Source organism: Atopobium sp. oral taxon 416, from assembly GCF_018128285.1.
Classification (GTDB): domain Bacteria; phylum Actinomycetota; class Coriobacteriia; order Coriobacteriales; family Atopobiaceae; genus Olsenella_L.
The window spans coordinates 2,039,892-2,054,754 of sequence record NZ_CP072380.1; the positions used below are offsets into that span (position 1 = coordinate 2,039,892).

The 14,863-nt window shown below is 54.4% G+C and carries 18 protein-coding genes and 2 pseudogenes; 7 read left to right on the top strand and 13 right to left on the bottom strand.

The features are described 5' to 3' along the window. Positions 1 to 349: 349 nt before the first annotated feature. The 3 genes from J4859_RS10650 to J4859_RS10660 all read right to left on the bottom strand — a co-directional run bounded on the left by J4859_RS10650 (position 350) and on the right by J4859_RS10660 (position 3,658). Positions 350 to 634 (bottom strand): hypothetical protein, encoded by a 285-nt coding sequence (locus tag J4859_RS10650; protein WP_212329719.1) that lies wholly within the window; start codon positions 632 to 634, stop codon positions 350 to 352. A gap of 63 nt (positions 635 to 697) precedes the next feature. Beyond that, positions 698 to 2,050 carry a 6-phospho-alpha-glucosidase gene (locus J4859_RS10655; RefSeq protein WP_212329720.1) on the bottom strand — a complete coding sequence of 451 codons (1,353 nt, stop codon included), beginning with the start codon at positions 2,048 to 2,050 and terminating at the stop codon, positions 698 to 700. Positions 2,051 to 2,086: 36 nt separating this feature from the next. Further along, on the bottom strand, positions 2,087 to 3,658 hold the full coding sequence (locus tag J4859_RS10660; protein WP_212329721.1) for a PTS transporter subunit EIIC: 1,572 nt from the start codon (positions 3,656 to 3,658) through the stop codon (positions 2,087 to 2,089). 173 nt (positions 3,659 to 3,831) lie between these two features. On the opposite strand from J4859_RS10660, the gene J4859_RS10665 reads away from it, so the two are divergent. Together J4859_RS10665 and J4859_RS17785 are read left to right on the top strand one after the other, a co-directional pair. Beyond that, on the top strand, positions 3,832 to 4,611 hold the full coding sequence (locus J4859_RS10665) for a MurR/RpiR family transcriptional regulator (protein ID WP_256436720.1): 780 nt from the start codon (positions 3,832 to 3,834) through the stop codon (positions 4,609 to 4,611). Beyond that, complete coding sequence (locus J4859_RS17785; RefSeq protein WP_371812252.1) at positions 4,608 to 5,318, top strand: MurR/RpiR family transcriptional regulator; 711 nt, start codon at positions 4,608 to 4,610, stop codon at positions 5,316 to 5,318. Before J4859_RS10665 ends, J4859_RS17785 begins: the two co-directional genes overlap by 4 nt. 450 nt (positions 5,319 to 5,768) lie before the next feature. Here the strand turns inward: J4859_RS17785 and J4859_RS17020 are convergent, their stop codons facing one another. From J4859_RS17020 to J4859_RS16320, 3 genes are all read right to left on the bottom strand, one after another. Then, positions 5,769 to 6,017 carry an IS3 family transposase gene (locus J4859_RS17020; RefSeq protein WP_212329725.1) on the bottom strand — a complete coding sequence of 83 codons (249 nt, stop codon included), beginning with the start codon at positions 6,015 to 6,017 and terminating at the stop codon, positions 5,769 to 5,771. Positions 6,018 to 6,486: 469 nt separating this feature from the next. Beyond that, on the bottom strand, positions 6,487 to 6,642 hold the full coding sequence (locus tag J4859_RS17790; protein WP_371812253.1) for a transposase: 156 nt from the start codon (positions 6,640 to 6,642) through the stop codon (positions 6,487 to 6,489). A gap of 1,011 nt (positions 6,643 to 7,653) precedes the next feature. After that, positions 7,654 to 7,842: a hypothetical protein gene (locus J4859_RS16320; RefSeq protein WP_249113604.1), complete on the bottom strand. Its 189-nt coding sequence runs from the start codon at positions 7,840 to 7,842 to the stop codon at positions 7,654 to 7,656. On the opposite strand from J4859_RS16320, the pseudogene J4859_RS17795 reads away from it, so the two are divergent. The 3 genes and pseudogenes from J4859_RS17795 to J4859_RS10685 all read left to right on the top strand — a co-directional run. Next, positions 7,790 to 7,912 (top strand): annotated as a pseudogene (locus J4859_RS17795) (hypothetical protein); the annotation flags it as partial. The gene J4859_RS16320 and the pseudogene J4859_RS17795 sit on opposite strands and share 53 nt — an antisense overlap. Before the next feature lie 34 nt (positions 7,913 to 7,946). Continuing rightward, positions 7,947 to 8,069 carry a hypothetical protein gene (locus J4859_RS17025; RefSeq protein ID WP_256436722.1) on the top strand — a complete coding sequence of 41 codons (123 nt, stop codon included), beginning with the start codon at positions 7,947 to 7,949 and terminating at the stop codon, positions 8,067 to 8,069. A gap of 28 nt (positions 8,070 to 8,097) precedes the next feature. Then, positions 8,098 to 8,532, top strand: coding sequence for an HAD hydrolase family protein (locus J4859_RS10685; protein ID WP_256436723.1), 435 nt, complete (start codon positions 8,098 to 8,100; stop codon positions 8,530 to 8,532). A gap of 43 nt (positions 8,533 to 8,575) precedes the next feature. Here the strand turns inward: J4859_RS10685 and J4859_RS10690 are convergent, their stop codons facing one another. The 6 genes and pseudogenes from J4859_RS10690 to J4859_RS10715 form a co-directional block, all read right to left on the bottom strand. After that, positions 8,576 to 9,022, bottom strand: a complete 447-nt coding sequence (locus J4859_RS10690) for a hypothetical protein (protein ID WP_212329730.1) — start codon at positions 9,020 to 9,022, stop codon at positions 8,576 to 8,578. An 89-nt stretch (positions 9,023 to 9,111) separates the two neighbouring features. Beyond that, the gene (locus J4859_RS10695) at positions 9,112 to 10,014 is read right to left on the bottom strand and encodes a PTS system mannose/fructose/sorbose family transporter subunit IID (RefSeq protein ID WP_212335270.1); all 903 of its coding nucleotides are present in this window, start codon (positions 10,012 to 10,014) and stop codon (positions 9,112 to 9,114) included. Between the two features lie 11 nt (positions 10,015 to 10,025). Next, the gene (locus J4859_RS10700) at positions 10,026 to 10,895 is read right to left on the bottom strand and encodes a PTS sugar transporter subunit IIC (RefSeq protein ID WP_212329731.1); all 870 of its coding nucleotides are present in this window, start codon (positions 10,893 to 10,895) and stop codon (positions 10,026 to 10,028) included. A 36-nt stretch (positions 10,896 to 10,931) separates the two neighbouring features. Then, entirely contained in the window at positions 10,932 to 11,429 is a 498-nt protein-coding gene (locus tag J4859_RS10705) for a PTS sugar transporter subunit IIB (protein WP_212329732.1), read from the bottom strand. A gap of 50 nt (positions 11,430 to 11,479) precedes the next feature. Next, a complete protein-coding gene (locus J4859_RS10710) occupies positions 11,480 to 11,911 on the bottom strand; it encodes a PTS sugar transporter subunit IIA (RefSeq protein ID WP_212329733.1) in 432 nt (143 codons plus the stop codon). Between the two features lie 311 nt (positions 11,912 to 12,222). Beyond that, positions 12,223 to 12,615: pseudogene (locus tag J4859_RS10715) on the bottom strand (transposase); the annotation flags it as partial. 629 nt (positions 12,616 to 13,244) lie between these two features. On the opposite strand from J4859_RS10715, the gene J4859_RS10720 reads away from it, so the two are divergent. Together J4859_RS10720 and J4859_RS16325 are read left to right on the top strand one after the other, a co-directional pair. Beyond that, positions 13,245 to 13,421, top strand: a complete 177-nt coding sequence (locus J4859_RS10720; protein ID WP_212329735.1) for a hypothetical protein — start codon at positions 13,245 to 13,247, stop codon at positions 13,419 to 13,421. Between the two features lie 450 nt (positions 13,422 to 13,871). Continuing rightward, positions 13,872 to 14,048: an integrase core domain-containing protein gene (locus tag J4859_RS16325; protein ID WP_249113606.1), complete on the top strand. Its 177-nt coding sequence runs from the start codon at positions 13,872 to 13,874 to the stop codon at positions 14,046 to 14,048. Between the two features lie 138 nt (positions 14,049 to 14,186). Here the strand turns inward: J4859_RS16325 and J4859_RS10730 are convergent, their stop codons facing one another. Next, positions 14,187 to 14,576, bottom strand: a complete 390-nt coding sequence (locus J4859_RS10730) for a transposase (RefSeq protein WP_212329737.1) — start codon at positions 14,574 to 14,576, stop codon at positions 14,187 to 14,189. Between the last annotated feature and the right edge of the window lie 287 nt (positions 14,577 to 14,863).

Genomic DNA, 14,863 nt, shown 5'->3' on the forward strand with positions numbered 1-14,863 from the left:
TCCTTTCAAGCTTGCGGCTCACGTTGGAGCTGTCTTTTGTCTGATGCCTTTGCGATGCTGCTGGGTGAGTAGTACCTGATGTACATCTTCGCGATCTTGTTGCGCTCAGCGGCGCTAAGATGAGTGTAGTGGTGCATTTCCCCTCGACGTTCGATGATGGCTTATACAACCAACATCGCAGCTTTCGGGAGTGTGCCATGACCCCTGCCTGGCGCTATCCTGTTGCACTCAAAATGCTAATTCGCCGTACCAAACTACCCGTTTTAGGGCGCAAGGCTTCCCTCATGACAAGACGGCACCGGAGATGTATCCCGATGCCGCCCATACATGAAGCCTTCGTCGTCTTGCCTTAGGCGAACCCATTGATACTATAGAAGATAAAGTTCGCTGTGAAGATGGCTGCAGCAAAGATCGGCCCCGCAAGAGAGAAGAAGCGCCAGACTGGATCAGATCTGCGCTTCTTCTGCACGAAGTAGAGCACAACGCCGGCAAGAGGATAGATGTAGCCAAGCACGAATGAAGCAATGCAAAGAATCTGCTGCTTGAGACCGAGGCCAAGGAACCGTCTCGCAATCTTTCCTATGCGGGCCCTGAACGATTCGTGCGCTGTAAGCTCCTGATTGGTGCCTTTCATTATCTATCCTCTCTCGTATCGAAGCTTCCGGGGGGCACCTGAGAGATGGCCTCCCGTATGTTCCTACTTGAGTTCAGGCCAGTAGCCCTTGTTTGCGACGATGTAGTCGTCAAGCAGCGCCTTTGCCGTATCCTTATCATTCACGAGGCGGTTAAGTGTCAGCGCCTGCCAGGCCTTGCGGTAGCTGCCTTCGAGATTTGCATCGACCGTAAGCTTCTCGTAGGCAAACTGGTTCTCGAGGATACCCTTCTGGAAGGTCGGAATCTCTCCGACATTGATGGCCTCGGGACCATGGACGCCCATATGGCAGGGAACCTCGACCATAGCGCCCTCAGAGAAGTTCGAGATGATGCCGTGGTTCTCTGTCATGCACAGGAAGACGTCGCCCGTGTTGTGCGAGAGCGCATAGGCAAGATCCACGATGTAAGTCGCGTGCTCATCCTTATTGTCGGAGGGATCGAGCTCATACTTCGTGCCCTTGAGCTTGCCGGCTGCGATGACCTCATCGATCATCTCGAATGTACGCTTCTCGGAGCCATCCATAACCTCGTTTGCACGGGTATAGTTCGGGTTCTCAGTCGAGAGCATATGCTGCGGATAGAGGTAGTACTGGAGGTACGTATTCGGCAGATACTCATCCGGCATCTCGCGGATCATCTTATTCATGAAACGGTATGTCTCAGCCCAAGAATGGTCGAGGCCGTGATCGTCTGGATCCTCTGGCATGTTCGAATAAATCTTCCTGATCTCTGGCAGATAGTCGTGACCGGTCTCCTTGTCGTAGACATGGGTGAACCAGCCGAAGTGGTTGAGGCCAAAGTAGCGAGCTTCAAGCTCGCTCGGCTTCTTGTGAAGCGTCTCCGCATACATGCTCATGATACCGACAGGCATATCGCAGATGTTGATGACCTTGTAGTCGCCTGGGAAGATGCGCTTCGTTGCCTCGGCGACAATTGCAGCAGGATTCGAGTAGTTCAAGATCCAGGCATCAGGCGAATACTGGCGAATCTGATGGATGAGCTTCACGACAGCCGGGATCGACCTCATGCCGTAGGCGAAGCCGCCGGCGCCACAGGTTTCCTGACCGATGCAGCCATGCTTGAGGGCAATGTGCTCATCGGACTCGCGCATCTTCATGCGTCCAGCACGAATCTGCATCATCGCAAAGTCGATGCCTTTGAAAGCCTCTGCGGGATCGGTCGTGTCAACAATCTCGGTTTTGGGGGCATATTCGCGCATCAGGATGCGGGCATACCCTGCAACCCTATGCTGGCGCTCATACTCGCAGTCATAGAGAATGACCTTGTCGAGCGGGAACCTCCCCATCTCATGCACCATCATGCGCAGGATGCCCGGCGTGTAACGCGAGCCGCCACCAACAATGCAGATTGTGAAATGCTTTCCTTCATTGAGCATGGGATACTTCCTTTCCTTCCAGACGCACAGGCCATCCTATTCAGTGATGGCACCGAGCTTCTGGTTGATTGCTTCGCAGACATCGTCCACCTTGAGGCCGATGATGATCTGGACATTGTCTTTCTTCATGACAATGCCGGAGTTCTTGAAGCGGTTGATCTTGTCCTTATCAACCTTCGAGATGTCATAGACATCGACCCTCAGTCTTGTCATGCAGTTGATGACCGCCTTGATGTTGCTCTTGCCGCCGAGGCCATCGATAATGTCCTGGACATCACCCATGCTAGCAACGCCCTTGACATTCTTGACCGCACCGGTTCCAGTAGCTACATAGTTCTCTTCGCGACCAGGAACATGGAGATCAAGCTTCTGAATCAGGAACACGAATGAGAAGTACCAGACGGCGATGAAGATGACGCCGATGATGAAGAACACATACCACTTGGTCATCTCAGCTGGTAGGGCAATTAAGCCAGGGATGATATCAAGGATGCCACCCGCTGCCATGAGACGGAATCCAAGAGCGAACTCGAGCATCTGGCCCAAGCCATCAAGCAGGGAGTGAACGAGCCAAAGGAGCGGAGAAGCGAAGAGATAGAGGAACTCGAGCGGCTCTGTGATGCCAGCGAGAAGGGCAACGCCCATTGCCGGAAGCATCATGGCCTTCACATCGTCTTTACGCTCAGGACGTGCACAATGGATGAAGGCGAGGACAGAGCCGATGGAACCCCAGATCTTCGAAAAGCCGAAGAGTCCGTACTTGACAGACGGATCGATTGACGTAATAGTAGACGCATTCCCGAGTTCTGCCGTATAGATTGGAACGGCACCTTCATAGGTCTGACCAGCAATAGTAGCCGTACCACCAATTGCCGAATACATGAACGGCATGTATACAAGGTGATGAAGACCAGTTGGGATCAGGAAGCGGTTCAGGAAGCCATAAACGAAGACGCCGAAGAGTCCGGAATCCTCAATGAGAGTCGAAAGAGCACTGATGCCTTTATTGACAAACGGCCACACATAGGAGACGACAATGCCAAAAGCGATTGCCATCATCATGCAGCAGAAAGCAGAGAAGCGCGAGCCACCATAGATGCGCAGTGCCTCCGGGAACTGCGTGTCGCAGGTACGGTTGAAGATCCAACCCGTAAGGCAGCCGATGATGATGCCAGCGAAGACACCCGTATCATTGACCTGGAGACCAAGCGCCATGCCTTGTCCGGTACCAGCCAGCGTATCCGCCTGAATCAGACGTCCCGTCATCTTGAGGAATGTATTGTTCGCATAGAGATAGACGAGGAACGTAAGAATCGAGACGACAGCAGCATCGGTCTTTTTCTTGTGGGCAAATGCAACCGACAGTCCTATCATGATGATGACCGGCAAATTAGAGATGCCAGCTGGAAGAAAGACATTGAAGAAGAATGTGCCGATTGTCTGAATCACTGCTGGCATGAACGAAAGCCTGAGAATCACGCAGACAGCAAGGACAATGCCAACAACCGAAAGGAACACGATCGGCTGTATGATGGCACCAGAGAAGAGCTTCATGACGCCTAAAGCGCTTCGCTTCTGCTTGACAGCAGCATCCTGTGATGTAGCCATACCCTAGTTTCTCCTTTGCAAGCAAATTCCCCCAGCAAAGCTCAGATGGGGTCCTATCTTTGAGATGAATATACGACCGTCCGTAAGATTCACGTCTATCTATGCTGACAGAAGTGTTCTAATTTAGTTGGTAGTGAACAGAGTTTGATTTTTAGAATCAAAGAAGCATCAGCATGGGGTACGAGGTCTTATCAGAGCTTTCGGCAACTGACCAGACAATCATGAGCGCAATCAACTACCACATTTCCCAGTCAGAGTATGTAAGCATCTCCGAGCTTGCCGATGAATGCGATGTTGCAAAGAGCACGATAGTCAAGCTAGCAAAAAAACTAGGCTATACCGGATATGCCGATATGCGCGAGACCCTTTGTGCAGGCAAAGAAGACGAGGTATCAGATAGCTTTCTGCCGCTCAACACGACACAGGACGAGGACACCCTCGATGCTGCGACGCGGCTTGCCACGCTTTTCTGGGACAGACGCCATGCCAAGCATGTTCTAGCTTCGAATATATGCTCCGTCGATGCAATACTTTCAGCCTATCTTGCTCGCAAGCTTGCAATGTTTGGTATCTATGCGATAAGCACATATGACTACGCATCCATAATCGCCAAAAGCACTGACCCGGGAATTGCTCTCTTCTTCGAGCACAATATTGACCAGAAAGCAGGAGCCGGCAGCTTCGTACTTTCTGCCTTCAAGCCACTTTTCAAGCTTGCCCAGCAAGAAGGCTATTGCACCGTGCTTATCACTGATGTCGTGAAAGAGACCTCTACTTCTCAGCTCACAGACGAAGTATTTCGCATCAAGCCATCGTACGATTCGAGATATGATTTTTTCGCGCCGCGCACAATCGTGCTCTTCGAACTCATGCTAAGCGAGCTCTCCCGACTGGCGGCCAGTCACAATGAAGACCCAGCGTCTCTCGGGGAGAATGCATGTTCAAAAATATGACAGAAAAGCAGCAGCATGCCTGGAGGACAGCGGCTGACCTCGCAAGAAAGAATCCACTTGTGACCATTGGAGAAGTGGCAAAAGATGCTGGCTGTTCCCCTGCAAGCATCACTCTGCTGGCGCGCCGTGTTGGCTTTTCAGGCTGGCCTGAGCTCCGTCGCTATCTTGTACAACAGTCAAAGCCACCTGCAACACCAGATTCCCCCGGCGGATCAATAGTTCTCCCTGAAGTTCAGAACCTCTTGCTCGACAATAAAGACAAGTCGATTTTCGTCTACGGGGCAGGTGATGGAGCATTCGCGGCAGACTATCTCGTCTCCGCCCTCTTGTCTCATGGCTTCTGCTGCCTTTCGTATACACGACAGGCTCTGATAGCGCAAGCTCGCCGCAACCACACAGGGATGCTTTTCCTTGTCAATGAATCGGGTATTGCCCTCGCAGACGATGCCTGTATCGCACGCAATTTTGGTTACAGTATCTGTGCAATAACCGGTAATCCCTCCTCACCTGTCGCACGCCTTGCAACCATTACGATAATCCTTCGATCGAACAAATCGAAACCACAGAGCTATGAGCCAGACTTTTTCTGTGCGAGGGCAATGACATTCACATCCTATCTTGAGGCGAGACTCCCCTACCTCTTCGATAATTCAATTGCTGACCATGTAGCACTCAGCAACATCAGGAAGATGGAAGGTGCGGGCTGATAGCCGTATTTGATAGCCTCTGAGTTGCGTGCCGGGAGTAGTAACGAAAATCCGTACCGAGCAACTGATCTGGAGGACAGATGTATACCTCCTGGAGAGGACGAGAGCTAAAGAGCTCTATGTCAGGTATGGCAGGAAGGCGGCCGCCGCAATACGCGAGCTGGGATATCCGAGCCACGTCCAACTTATGGCATGGCATAAGGAATGGGAGACAGGCAAAGGCAGCTTGGCAGAAGCGCAGCCATGCGGCGCTACAGCCCAGGGCAGAAGTGCTCCGCTGTAAAGCACTATCTCTCCCATGGCAGATACAATCCTTCACCTGCCGTGAGATTGGCTACCCAGGATGCTCGCAGGTTCTTGCCAGCTGGATCGACAAGCTCGCGCCTGTGGAGCGCAGGACGTCAGCGGCAAAGTCATTCAGCGTCGGGAAGAAGCACGGGTTGGCAACATCTATTTGGACGGAATCGTGAAGGACTCTTCCCTGAACTCGACTGGGCTCATGTAACTTAGCTTCGAGTGTATCCGCTCGTGGTTGTACCACCACATGTGATCGCTCAGCTTGACCTGTAGGTCGTGAAGGCCCTCGAAGCACTCTAGGGAAACGATGATTAATGCCCCATAACGTGTCAGAGGGGACCGACCACACGACTTTTCTAGGCCGGAATGCGGGAAAGGCAGGGAAGGATGCCCATCCAGCACGTGCAGGAGCCGCTATCCTTACATCCATCCTGCCGCATGCACCGCAATAAGGCTCCAAGACGGATCAAGCGACGCTGAGAGCCGGGAGGTGCAGCCTGCCGGCAGATATACACATGGCAAGGTTTGCAAGGGCGAGAGAGACTCGAGTGTGCAGGAGGTCTTCTCTATCCTCCTGTAGCGCTTCCTTAAGGGGATCGAAGCGCCGCTTCACGATAAGGAAGGGATGTTTCTGCCTTTGAGCGGCCGGATGCCTTCCTGGACTCGATGCTTTTTTCGGCTGAAAGCGCACAGGCAAGACCTTCTATGGTCGAAGGCTTCCTTAGCAACGCTTTAGCGCATAGATGAGAGGTGTGGGTCTTTATGCGTCCTTAAGGGCGCTTCGCTATACCTATATAGCCTAAAGTATGCATAGCAGAACCTGTCATCTTCCCTTACGAGTGCATGTGCCACAGGATATGTCAGATACATTCTAGGCGCTCGTCTCCACACCGTGCACAAGGCCGCTACCGGCATCCACGCCGATATGCGCCTTGTATCCGATACGCCAGGCTCCCCCTTTCTTGGACTGGTGCGCTTTAAGGGTTACGCGTACGGTCTTGGTTCTTCGTGAAGCTTTAGGGCCCAGGTGAAGGTCACATCCACGATAGAGCCACCCCGCGCCGTGATCCCTGCCTTTTTAAGCTTCTAAGTTCAGGCGCAAAGCACAAGCCTTGCCGAGTCCCTCTCGCTTTAAGGCTATGGCACATCTTCGCAAGTGTCGTCGCATCTGGTACCTGCGCTTGCATGAGGTCTACGTGCACAGAAGCGCTGCCAGGAGTAGCAATCCAGGATAGCATCTTTAGGTTCTCTCGTCTTAAGAGAGCAAACATGACCTAAAGCAGGATACAGCCTAAAGCTTCGTCTTTGCAGCGCGCACATGCCTGACAAGAGCCTGTCCGTGGTAGCTGGTATCTACCAGTGCAATCCAGCTGTCCCACGCAACGATTACATCCATTCGCTCCAGGTGTGCCTCTCGCTTAGTCTTTCTCCCTAGACCTTAGGATTTAAGGTCCTAAAAGCTCATCTATCTGCCCATATCTTCCTTTTGGATATGCAGGAATGCGTGGATGTAGCTATACCATATCCAGAAGGCAGATAGGCATCTATGTGGGTATAGGCACTGCGTGGTTCGAGACATTTTGAACAGGCGGCCTACAGCGTGTGGCCCCAGTGACCTCATCGAGGCGAATTAATCATCGTTTCCCTAGGAGGCTGGCTAGAAAAATCAGTCGACAGAGCTATAGGGACACCTCCCTTCTCGATGAGATGTCCGCCCTTGCAGCCACTTACCGGCTCTTTGTCCGCAAGGATCACTGTGTGGCCCTCGTGATGACAGGCTTGCCTCAGAATATCTCCACCCTGCTGAATGACAGGAGCGTCTCGTTTCTCAGAAGGGCGCAGCATGTGTTCGACAGAAAGGTGGGGCCCTGGTACGAGAGCGCTTGCCGCGATGAACTGACGTATGTGACTCTCTATCTGAGCACGCAGCATCATGGGACTCGCAGGATCGATGCCATTACGCGAAATGAGTTCCAGCACATCCATTGCTGGTCCTTGGTCTCTCATTGGTACTACTGGTATGTATCCATACTACCTTTTATTTGTCCTTGCCGAAGCTGCCTTTTCCCTCCTCTATCGTGAATGCCAGAACAAGAGAGAGGATAGCCATGAAATCCAAATGCAAGGTGCTCTCCAGCGATATCGACGGAATGGCGCTCAGGAGTGACCATACGATGAGTAAGGCAGTGGCAGACACGTTCAGGAACTGTATGAACAGGAGCTGCACAGCCGTGCTCGCCTCTTCAAGAAGTCCCCAGGGCATGATGCCAATCGTCAGAGCGAACAGACTCGAAAGGGTCTGGATTGCAGTGTATGGAGGAGGGCTCCTGCTTGACGCTGAAGGAAGAACTATCAGAACACGGATTCAGCCGCGAACTTACTTTTACAATCGAGCACCACATCGAAGAGCATTTCAGCGATGCTGCTGCCAGCATCTATTCCACCGAACATTAGTATGTGAAGAGCCCCAAGGACCCGAGGATTGCCCGCGAGGAAACGCATCGTAAAGACATCCTCCCAGGGAAAAGGAGCTACGGCCCTTGTATACGATAAGGTGGTCGGCAAGATCCTCTTCATCTGCAACCCCGAGACAACCATCCCTGTCCGCGACTCGCTGAGGGAGCGCTTCCCCAAGTGCCATGTCTCGACTTCGCCAGATATCTTAGTCGAAGCGAATACAGCCGGCATCTCGAAGGCAGCAGCCGTTACTGATGCATGCGCTGCGCCGGATGAGCCTGCATACACGACAGCCATAGGAGACACAGCAGATGACCTGTCCATGCTCGAAACGGCAGGTACAGGAATTGTCATGGGCAATGCAGTGCCTCAGGTCAGAGAGAAGGCAAACTTCGTCTGCGCGACGAGCGACGAGGATGAGGGATGCAGGAAACTTTTCGAAGATGCACCTTCTACCTAAGACAAAGATAGCCTCTCCAGAAAGCCGGAGAGGCTGCTCAAGCTCATTTCTTCTGGGGCTGACGCCCATAGAGGATCTTGAGTGCCTGCTTTGCCAGGGCGAAATCGGAGCCAGCCGATCTCTTGGCTGAAGCTTTCTTCTCCTCCGATCCACCAACTGGCTTGCCGGTCTTCTCGTCGATGGGACGCCCCGTTGCCAGGTCAATGCCTGCTGCACGGAGGAGCGCTGCGACATTCTTCTTCGCATGGGAGATGCCAACATGGAACACAGCCGCAAGCGCACCGGAAAGTATAGTAAGGATGATGCCCGCTATGCCTGCCGCAGCAGGGCCGTTGTACGTGAAGTGCCAGAGCCCGAGGATGATGCCCAATGCAAGCAGCCCATAGAAAACTCTTGCCCAGGTCTCCAGCCGCTGGATGGCATCGGTCTGTGCCCTTGCCTCGCTCACGAGCTGTGCACGCTTCTTTGCCTGCGCATCATTTCTTGTCATCCCATACCATCCTTTCACATTCCCCGGCATACAGAAAAGGAAGGCAGGAATCCCCTCCTGCCTTCCCTCTTCCCAGAAGAGCAATCGTGCTAGTAGGACAAGCCCGGATCGAAGAAGCCAATCAGGACGCCGACGAAGGCGATAATGACCATGATGAGCATGACCTTCGTTGCAGAGGCCTTCTTCTTTGTCATGAGCCACCAGCAGAGGTAAACGAAGGCGAAGTTCAGGATCTTCGGATAGATGCCAGAGCCAAAGACATTGAGGGTGACGGAGCCAGAGGAAGCAAGTGCATCGGCAGAGACCGTCTGGGAGCTCGACCACAGGACGCGCGACAAGGGTCCAAGGCCCGGAAGGACAAGTGCCGTGTCGATAGAAATCCACGTTGCAGCGACAGCACCGATAACGATGGTGCCAACCATGATGATAGAGTTGCGCAGTGCCTCGGACTGGGGACCGACGAGAGCTTCGACTGCCGAGCCGCCGAGCTTATAGCCGCGGCGATAGGCAAACTTCATGCCGAAGTACATGAGCACGTTCCAAGCCACGATGTAGAAAATCGGGCCGAGGACAGAGCCGCCCTGGGCAAGGCCGAGCGCGATGCCGAGAAGGATGGGGATGAACGTGCCAACGATGATGGAGTCACCAAGACCTGCAAGAGGTCCCATGAGGCCGGCACGGATGCCGTTGATGGTCTCGTCCTCGACAGGCTCGCCGTTGGCGCGTGCTTCTTCTAGGCCTGCTGTCAGGCCGACGACCATGGTGCCGATCTGTGGCTCGGTGTTGAAGAAGGTCGTATAGGTCTCGAGTGCGTTGACCTTGTCCTCATCCTTGTCGTAGAGGTCTTCCACGATAGGGAGCATTGCGAACAGATAGCCAAACGTCTGCATATGCTCCTGAGAGAAGCAGGTGAGGTTGCCGTAAGCCCAGTTGTGGAAGGACCGTGACAGCGCCTTCTCGGACAACTTCTTGTTCGACAGCTTCTTGTTCATGTCTGCCATGATCAGATGTCCTCCTCGTCTTCATCATCCTCGTCGCCGGATGCAAGGGCGACAGTGCCATTCTTGAGTTGCGTCCTCAGCTGCTGAATCTCGAAGTTGATCATCGCGAAGAAGACAGCGATGACTGCGGACGCAATGAGGTTGCAGTGAAGCACTGCAGCAAGCGTGAAACCGAAGGCGAACGTGACCCAGTCAAGCGGCTTGGTGATGACCTGCTTGCAGAGGATGCCGATGCCGACAGCAGGCAGCAGGGAGCCGACCGTGAACAGCGTCTTCATTGCGATGCCGTTCATCGGCAGGTAGTCCTTCATGATCTGGACCATGCCGGCGCCAGCGAGACAGATGACAAACGTGGGAAGGAAGGAGAAGAGGATGTGGGAGATCCAGGGATAGACGACGTCGACGAGAGGAATAGTCTTCTTGATCTTGCTCCAATCTTTCGTCTCCATGACCTTCCAGCCGATACCCTGCCAGACCAGGTTGAGCGTTGCGGTGCCATAGAAGAGAACGGTGCCGAGCGTGCCAACTGCTGCACCGAGGGCTGCTGCGAGGTTTGCTGCTTCGGTCGAAGAGGGATCAAGCCCCTGTGCATGGATCGCGAGGATTGAGAGCGGGATGCCGATATAGGTGACGGCACGCACATCTGCGGAGACAGTCCCGCCCGGAGTGACCAGCGCGATGTAGACGATCTGGATAGCGGAGCCAACGATGATGCCAGTCTGGACATCGCCCAGAATCAGACCGACGACAAGGCCACCGACCAGGGGACGGCCGAGCGTATAGTTGCCTATCGTCGTGCCGCCCATGCCGGGCAGTGATGCCAGGCAGGCGAATAAGCCGAGCAATGCTGCCTGGAATACATTGATTTCCATAGCGTTCCTTTCTTCGTACAGAGGCAGAAGCTGTGCCTACTTGAGATCGAACTGGTCGCGGAACTTCGACCAGGGGCCAATCGAGTTGTCCTTGAGAAGCGCGAAGACGACGTCGTAGCCCTTCTTCGTGATGTCCTCAAGCGCCTGTGCCTCCTCGGGGGTGATGGACTGGTTGTTGCCCAGCTTCACGGCACCCGGACGGTCGTTGCACGGACCGACGATGACGGTCTTCACATCGGAGGGAACAAAGCCCAGGTCGCAGAGGATCCACTTCATATCGAGCGGATTCTTCGTGATGAGGAAATAGCGGGAGCTGCTCTCGAGCACCTTCTGTGCCTTCTCCTTGAAATGCTCCTTGGTCCAAACGAAGATCTTCTTGTCAGGAGCTGCGCCTTTGTAGGCGGACTTCAATACCTTGTTGGATGCCGCAGCATCGTTCACGGCAATGATGCCGTCGCAGGGATACTCGAGTGCCCATCTTGTGACGGTCTGCCCATGGATCATGCGGTCGTCAATGCGGACAAATGAGATCATGTCCCTCCCCTTTCTTTGCCCGGAGCCCCTCTGGCTCCGCTTTTGCATGCTTACAGATCGTCCTCATCCTCTTCGTCGTCGGTAAGATCGATCTCGATCTCGCGGATGGCAGCGCGTCCCTCGTCGACAATCTGGGAAGCCAGCTCGTCAAATGCAACATCGTCGCCCATCACGGCAGTGATCGCCATAGGCAGGCTCAGGCCACCGAAGGCATGGGTATGGGATAAAAGGCCCTTCTCCGTCAGAACGTTCATCGTGTTCGTAAGCGGAGATCCTCCGATAACATCGCCGAGAACGACAATTTCGTCGTCTGCCCCAACCGGCGTAAGCGTCTTCTTGAGGTTCTCGACGAACTTGTCTGCCCCCATGCCATCAGGCATGTTGCACACAAGCACGTTGTCGTGATGCCCTACCAGCATGTCCAGTACGCTCGATACGCCCGGAGCCATTGTTCCATGGCTCACCAGAAGCAGATATCTCATAGCTAGTCCTTCCACTCGGCTAAGCCGCTGCAGATGCAGCACACTGTTCCAGCTCCCGGGCAGCTGCAGTACAATGCACTGTGCTTATTTATAGCACCGCTCCAGTACGTTGTACTGGATATTCTTAGAGGTGGCGGCGAGCGGTAGATTTGGATGTGCCGCCAAAAATCCGAACATCTGACTCAAAGATTGGAATATCAGATGTATCAAGAAGACCAAAAGAATGCTTCATTGGATTGTGTCGGATTTTGTGGTGTAAGAATAGGGCCGCGCCAGTCTCGATATCGGCAGCCTCCTGCGTTGGCGTAACTTTATGCCGCTCTCTCGTACTTATCAATCGCCAGCTTCATGATCACCCTCGCATCGGAGTGCGCCTCCTCGTCCTCCTCCAGCTCCTTGATGCGCATCTTTGCCCTCTTAAGGAAGAAAACGGGCTCTAGTGACTCCTTCGACATGAACAGCCTCCTGCACTCCCACTCGGCGTTGAGCTTACCGATAATGCCGGCGAGAAGCCGCATGATTGACCCCGTCGACGGGAATACCTGCACGGCCCGGCCCCTGCGCTTGAGCTTGCCGTTCATGCGCTGCATCACGTTGTTGGTGCAGATCTTAAGGCACTGCTGTCTGGGGAAGGACAGATATGCGAGGGCGGCAAGCTCGGTGTCCTTGACCACCCTGGCCGCCGACGGGGCGAATGTCCTTAGCTCGTCGACGGCGCGATGGTAGAGGGCGCGCCGTCAGGCCCTCCCCGGAGTCGATCCTAGCGAGCACGTCGCGCTTGACGTGCGCGATGCAGCGCTGCCAGGCCGCCTTCTGGGTAGACCTCAAAGACCGCGCGGCGCAGGCCGCCGTGGGCGTCGAATGTGACCAGTGAGCTGTAATCTTTTGGTGGACAGTGGGATTCAGGGACTGGCAACAGATATGCTCTGTCCAGATACCCACCTACCAACACCAGCAGATTGAAGAGATGAGATGTCGCTGAGCGCAAGCGAGATAGAGAAGGCAAAGTCCCGCACGAAGCCGGGGATACCCAAACACTACACTGAGGAAGTATCACCTCGAGGCCATCGACTACTACAGGAAGGCACGTAAGGCCAACCCGAAGAAGAGCATCAGAGGATGCGCCGCGAAGCTTAAGGTCAACGACAAGACCTTAAACGACTGGATCATCAAGCACAACAAGACCGGAAGGGTGACCCAGGCAAGGACCGACGAGCACAAGCAGCTCGACAGGGCCAACAGGCGCATACACGAGCTCGAAAGCGAGAATAAGTTCCTAAAAAGTGGCAGCCTTCTTCGCCGGAAGCCTCTGTCGAAGGACAGGTTTTAGCTCATGCTGGAGAAGAGGGCAACCTACAGCGTCTCGATGATGGAGCGCGTACTGGAGGTGAGCAGGGCTCACTTCTACAGATGGCTCAAGGCCAAAGGCGGTGAGGACCTATGGGGTCCTATCAAGGAAGCCATCTGCGTGATATGGGAGGAAAGCGACAGGCGCTTTAGCTTTTGCTAGGTCTGATCCAAGCTCACAGGAGATCCAAAGTTACGCAAAATTTACAGTGACGACTCGCTACCGCGTGCGCAGGTGCATGGCTAAGCTGGAGATAGGCGGCATCTGATCCAATGCATCGAAGAGGACGACGCTGCCCGCACCTGATACCCCCGAGCGCCCCGACCTCACCCGGCGCGGCTTTTCGTGTCTTGTGCCGACAGCCAAGCTCGTGGGCGATACAACCTATCGCAGGACCACGGCAGGCTTTATATATCTTACCGTCGCACACGATCTGTGCACACACATGGTGGTGGGCTGAAGCATACAGGACAACATGAGGGCAGGCCTTGTCGTCTTTGCCCTGAAGATGGCATATTCGCGCGGATACGTGGCCAAAGGGGCCATATTCTAAGCAGCCCAGGCAGCCAGTACATAAGCTCAGAGCTCGCCGCCTGCTCAGCTGCACACGACGTGAGGCTCTCCGTCGGGAGAACCGGAAGCTGCCACGACAATGCGCTCGCCGAATCGCTTTTCGCCACGCTCAAGAACGAGTGGTACTACCACAAGCGCCTCTTAGATGCATCCACGACCAAGCACAAGGCACACGAGTTTAATCGAGTCATACTACAACCGCTTCCGCCCGCATAAGTCCATAGGAGATCGCGTGCCGGCAGAGGTGATGCAGGAGTTCTTCGAGCGCTTCGAGAGAGGCCTTGCGTACGATCCAAAGGCGATGCAGACCGCATAAAAAATCTGAGATTTCTCTGTCCATTATATTGACAGGGCTCAGAGCAGCTCGGCGCAGGCCTCAAAGACGGAGCACTTGGAGAACGACCTTTCGCAGACCTCCTCTATGACCCTGCCCACCTTCACTGCAAAGACGCCCGCGACGGCCATCTCGGTCACGAGGGTCTCAAACGGGGCGTTGCGCTGCCTTAACACCTTCAGCTCGATGGTGGCAACCCTGGTCGTGAGGGGCCTTGCCTTCGTCTCGTTGTGGCTATCGGTGCGCTTCTGCATTTGCTCGTAGGGCTGGGCGCACAGCTGCTCGGCTGACTTCTCCCTCAGTACCCCGTTGAGCATCTCCTGGAGCAGCAGCCTGAAGGCGTCCCCGCCCCCGTCGGTAAGCAGCCCCAGTACCTCGTCCTGGTCCAGTGTAAGATTGATTCGAGCCATGGCCGTCCTCTTGGGTGTCCTCGTTGTTTGGTGACTGCGAGCACACCTTGGCGGCGGGCCTCTGGCTCGCCCGCCCTTTACACCACTTTACGGACACGACCGCAGAATGCGCTGTCTGCATTACCTGGGGCACGCTCGAGACGCTCATTATCTGGACTGATGGAGCCAATGTCTTTGGCAGGATCAACTGCAAGCGTCCCGAAGGCGATAAGGATTCAAGCCGTTCTATTCCTCCCTGCCTGGCCACAATTTCTATCGTGCAGCCAAAGGTGTCGTTTCATACACAT

Excerpts from the sequence above, each read along its gene's own strand:
- J4859_RS10730 (WP_212329737.1), bottom strand. The coding sequence starts at position 14,576 with ATGGCTCGAATCAATCTTACACTGGACCAGGACGAGGTACTGGGGCTG.
- J4859_RS10655 (WP_212329720.1), bottom strand. The coding sequence starts at position 2,050 with ATGCTCAATGAAGGAAAGCATTTCACAATCTGCATTGTTGGTGGCGGC.
- J4859_RS17785 (WP_371812252.1), top strand. The coding sequence starts at position 4,608 with ATGACAGAAAAGCAGCAGCATGCCTGGAGGACAGCGGCTGACCTCGCA.
- J4859_RS10650 (WP_212329719.1), bottom strand. The coding sequence starts at position 634 with ATGAAAGGCACCAATCAGGAGCTTACAGCGCACGAATCGTTCAGGGCC.
- J4859_RS10660 (WP_212329721.1), bottom strand. The coding sequence starts at position 3,658 with ATGGCTACATCACAGGATGCTGCTGTCAAGCAGAAGCGAAGCGCTTTA.
- J4859_RS10705 (WP_212329732.1), bottom strand. The coding sequence starts at position 11,429 with ATGATCTCATTTGTCCGCATTGACGACCGCATGATCCATGGGCAGACC.
- J4859_RS10710 (WP_212329733.1), bottom strand. The coding sequence starts at position 11,911 with ATGAGATATCTGCTTCTGGTGAGCCATGGAACAATGGCTCCGGGCGTA.
- J4859_RS10720 (WP_212329735.1), top strand. The coding sequence starts at position 13,245 with ATGCTGGAGAAGAGGGCAACCTACAGCGTCTCGATGATGGAGCGCGTA.
- J4859_RS10695 (WP_212335270.1), bottom strand. The coding sequence starts at position 10,014 with ATGAACAAGAAGCTGTCGAACAAGAAGTTGTCCGAGAAGGCGCTGTCA.
- J4859_RS10700 (WP_212329731.1), bottom strand. The coding sequence starts at position 10,895 with ATGGAAATCAATGTATTCCAGGCAGCATTGCTCGGCTTATTCGCCTGC.
- J4859_RS10665 (WP_256436720.1), top strand. The coding sequence starts at position 3,832 with ATGGGGTACGAGGTCTTATCAGAGCTTTCGGCAACTGACCAGACAATC.
- J4859_RS10690 (WP_212329730.1), bottom strand. The coding sequence starts at position 9,022 with ATGACAAGAAATGATGCGCAGGCAAAGAAGCGTGCACAGCTCGTGAGC.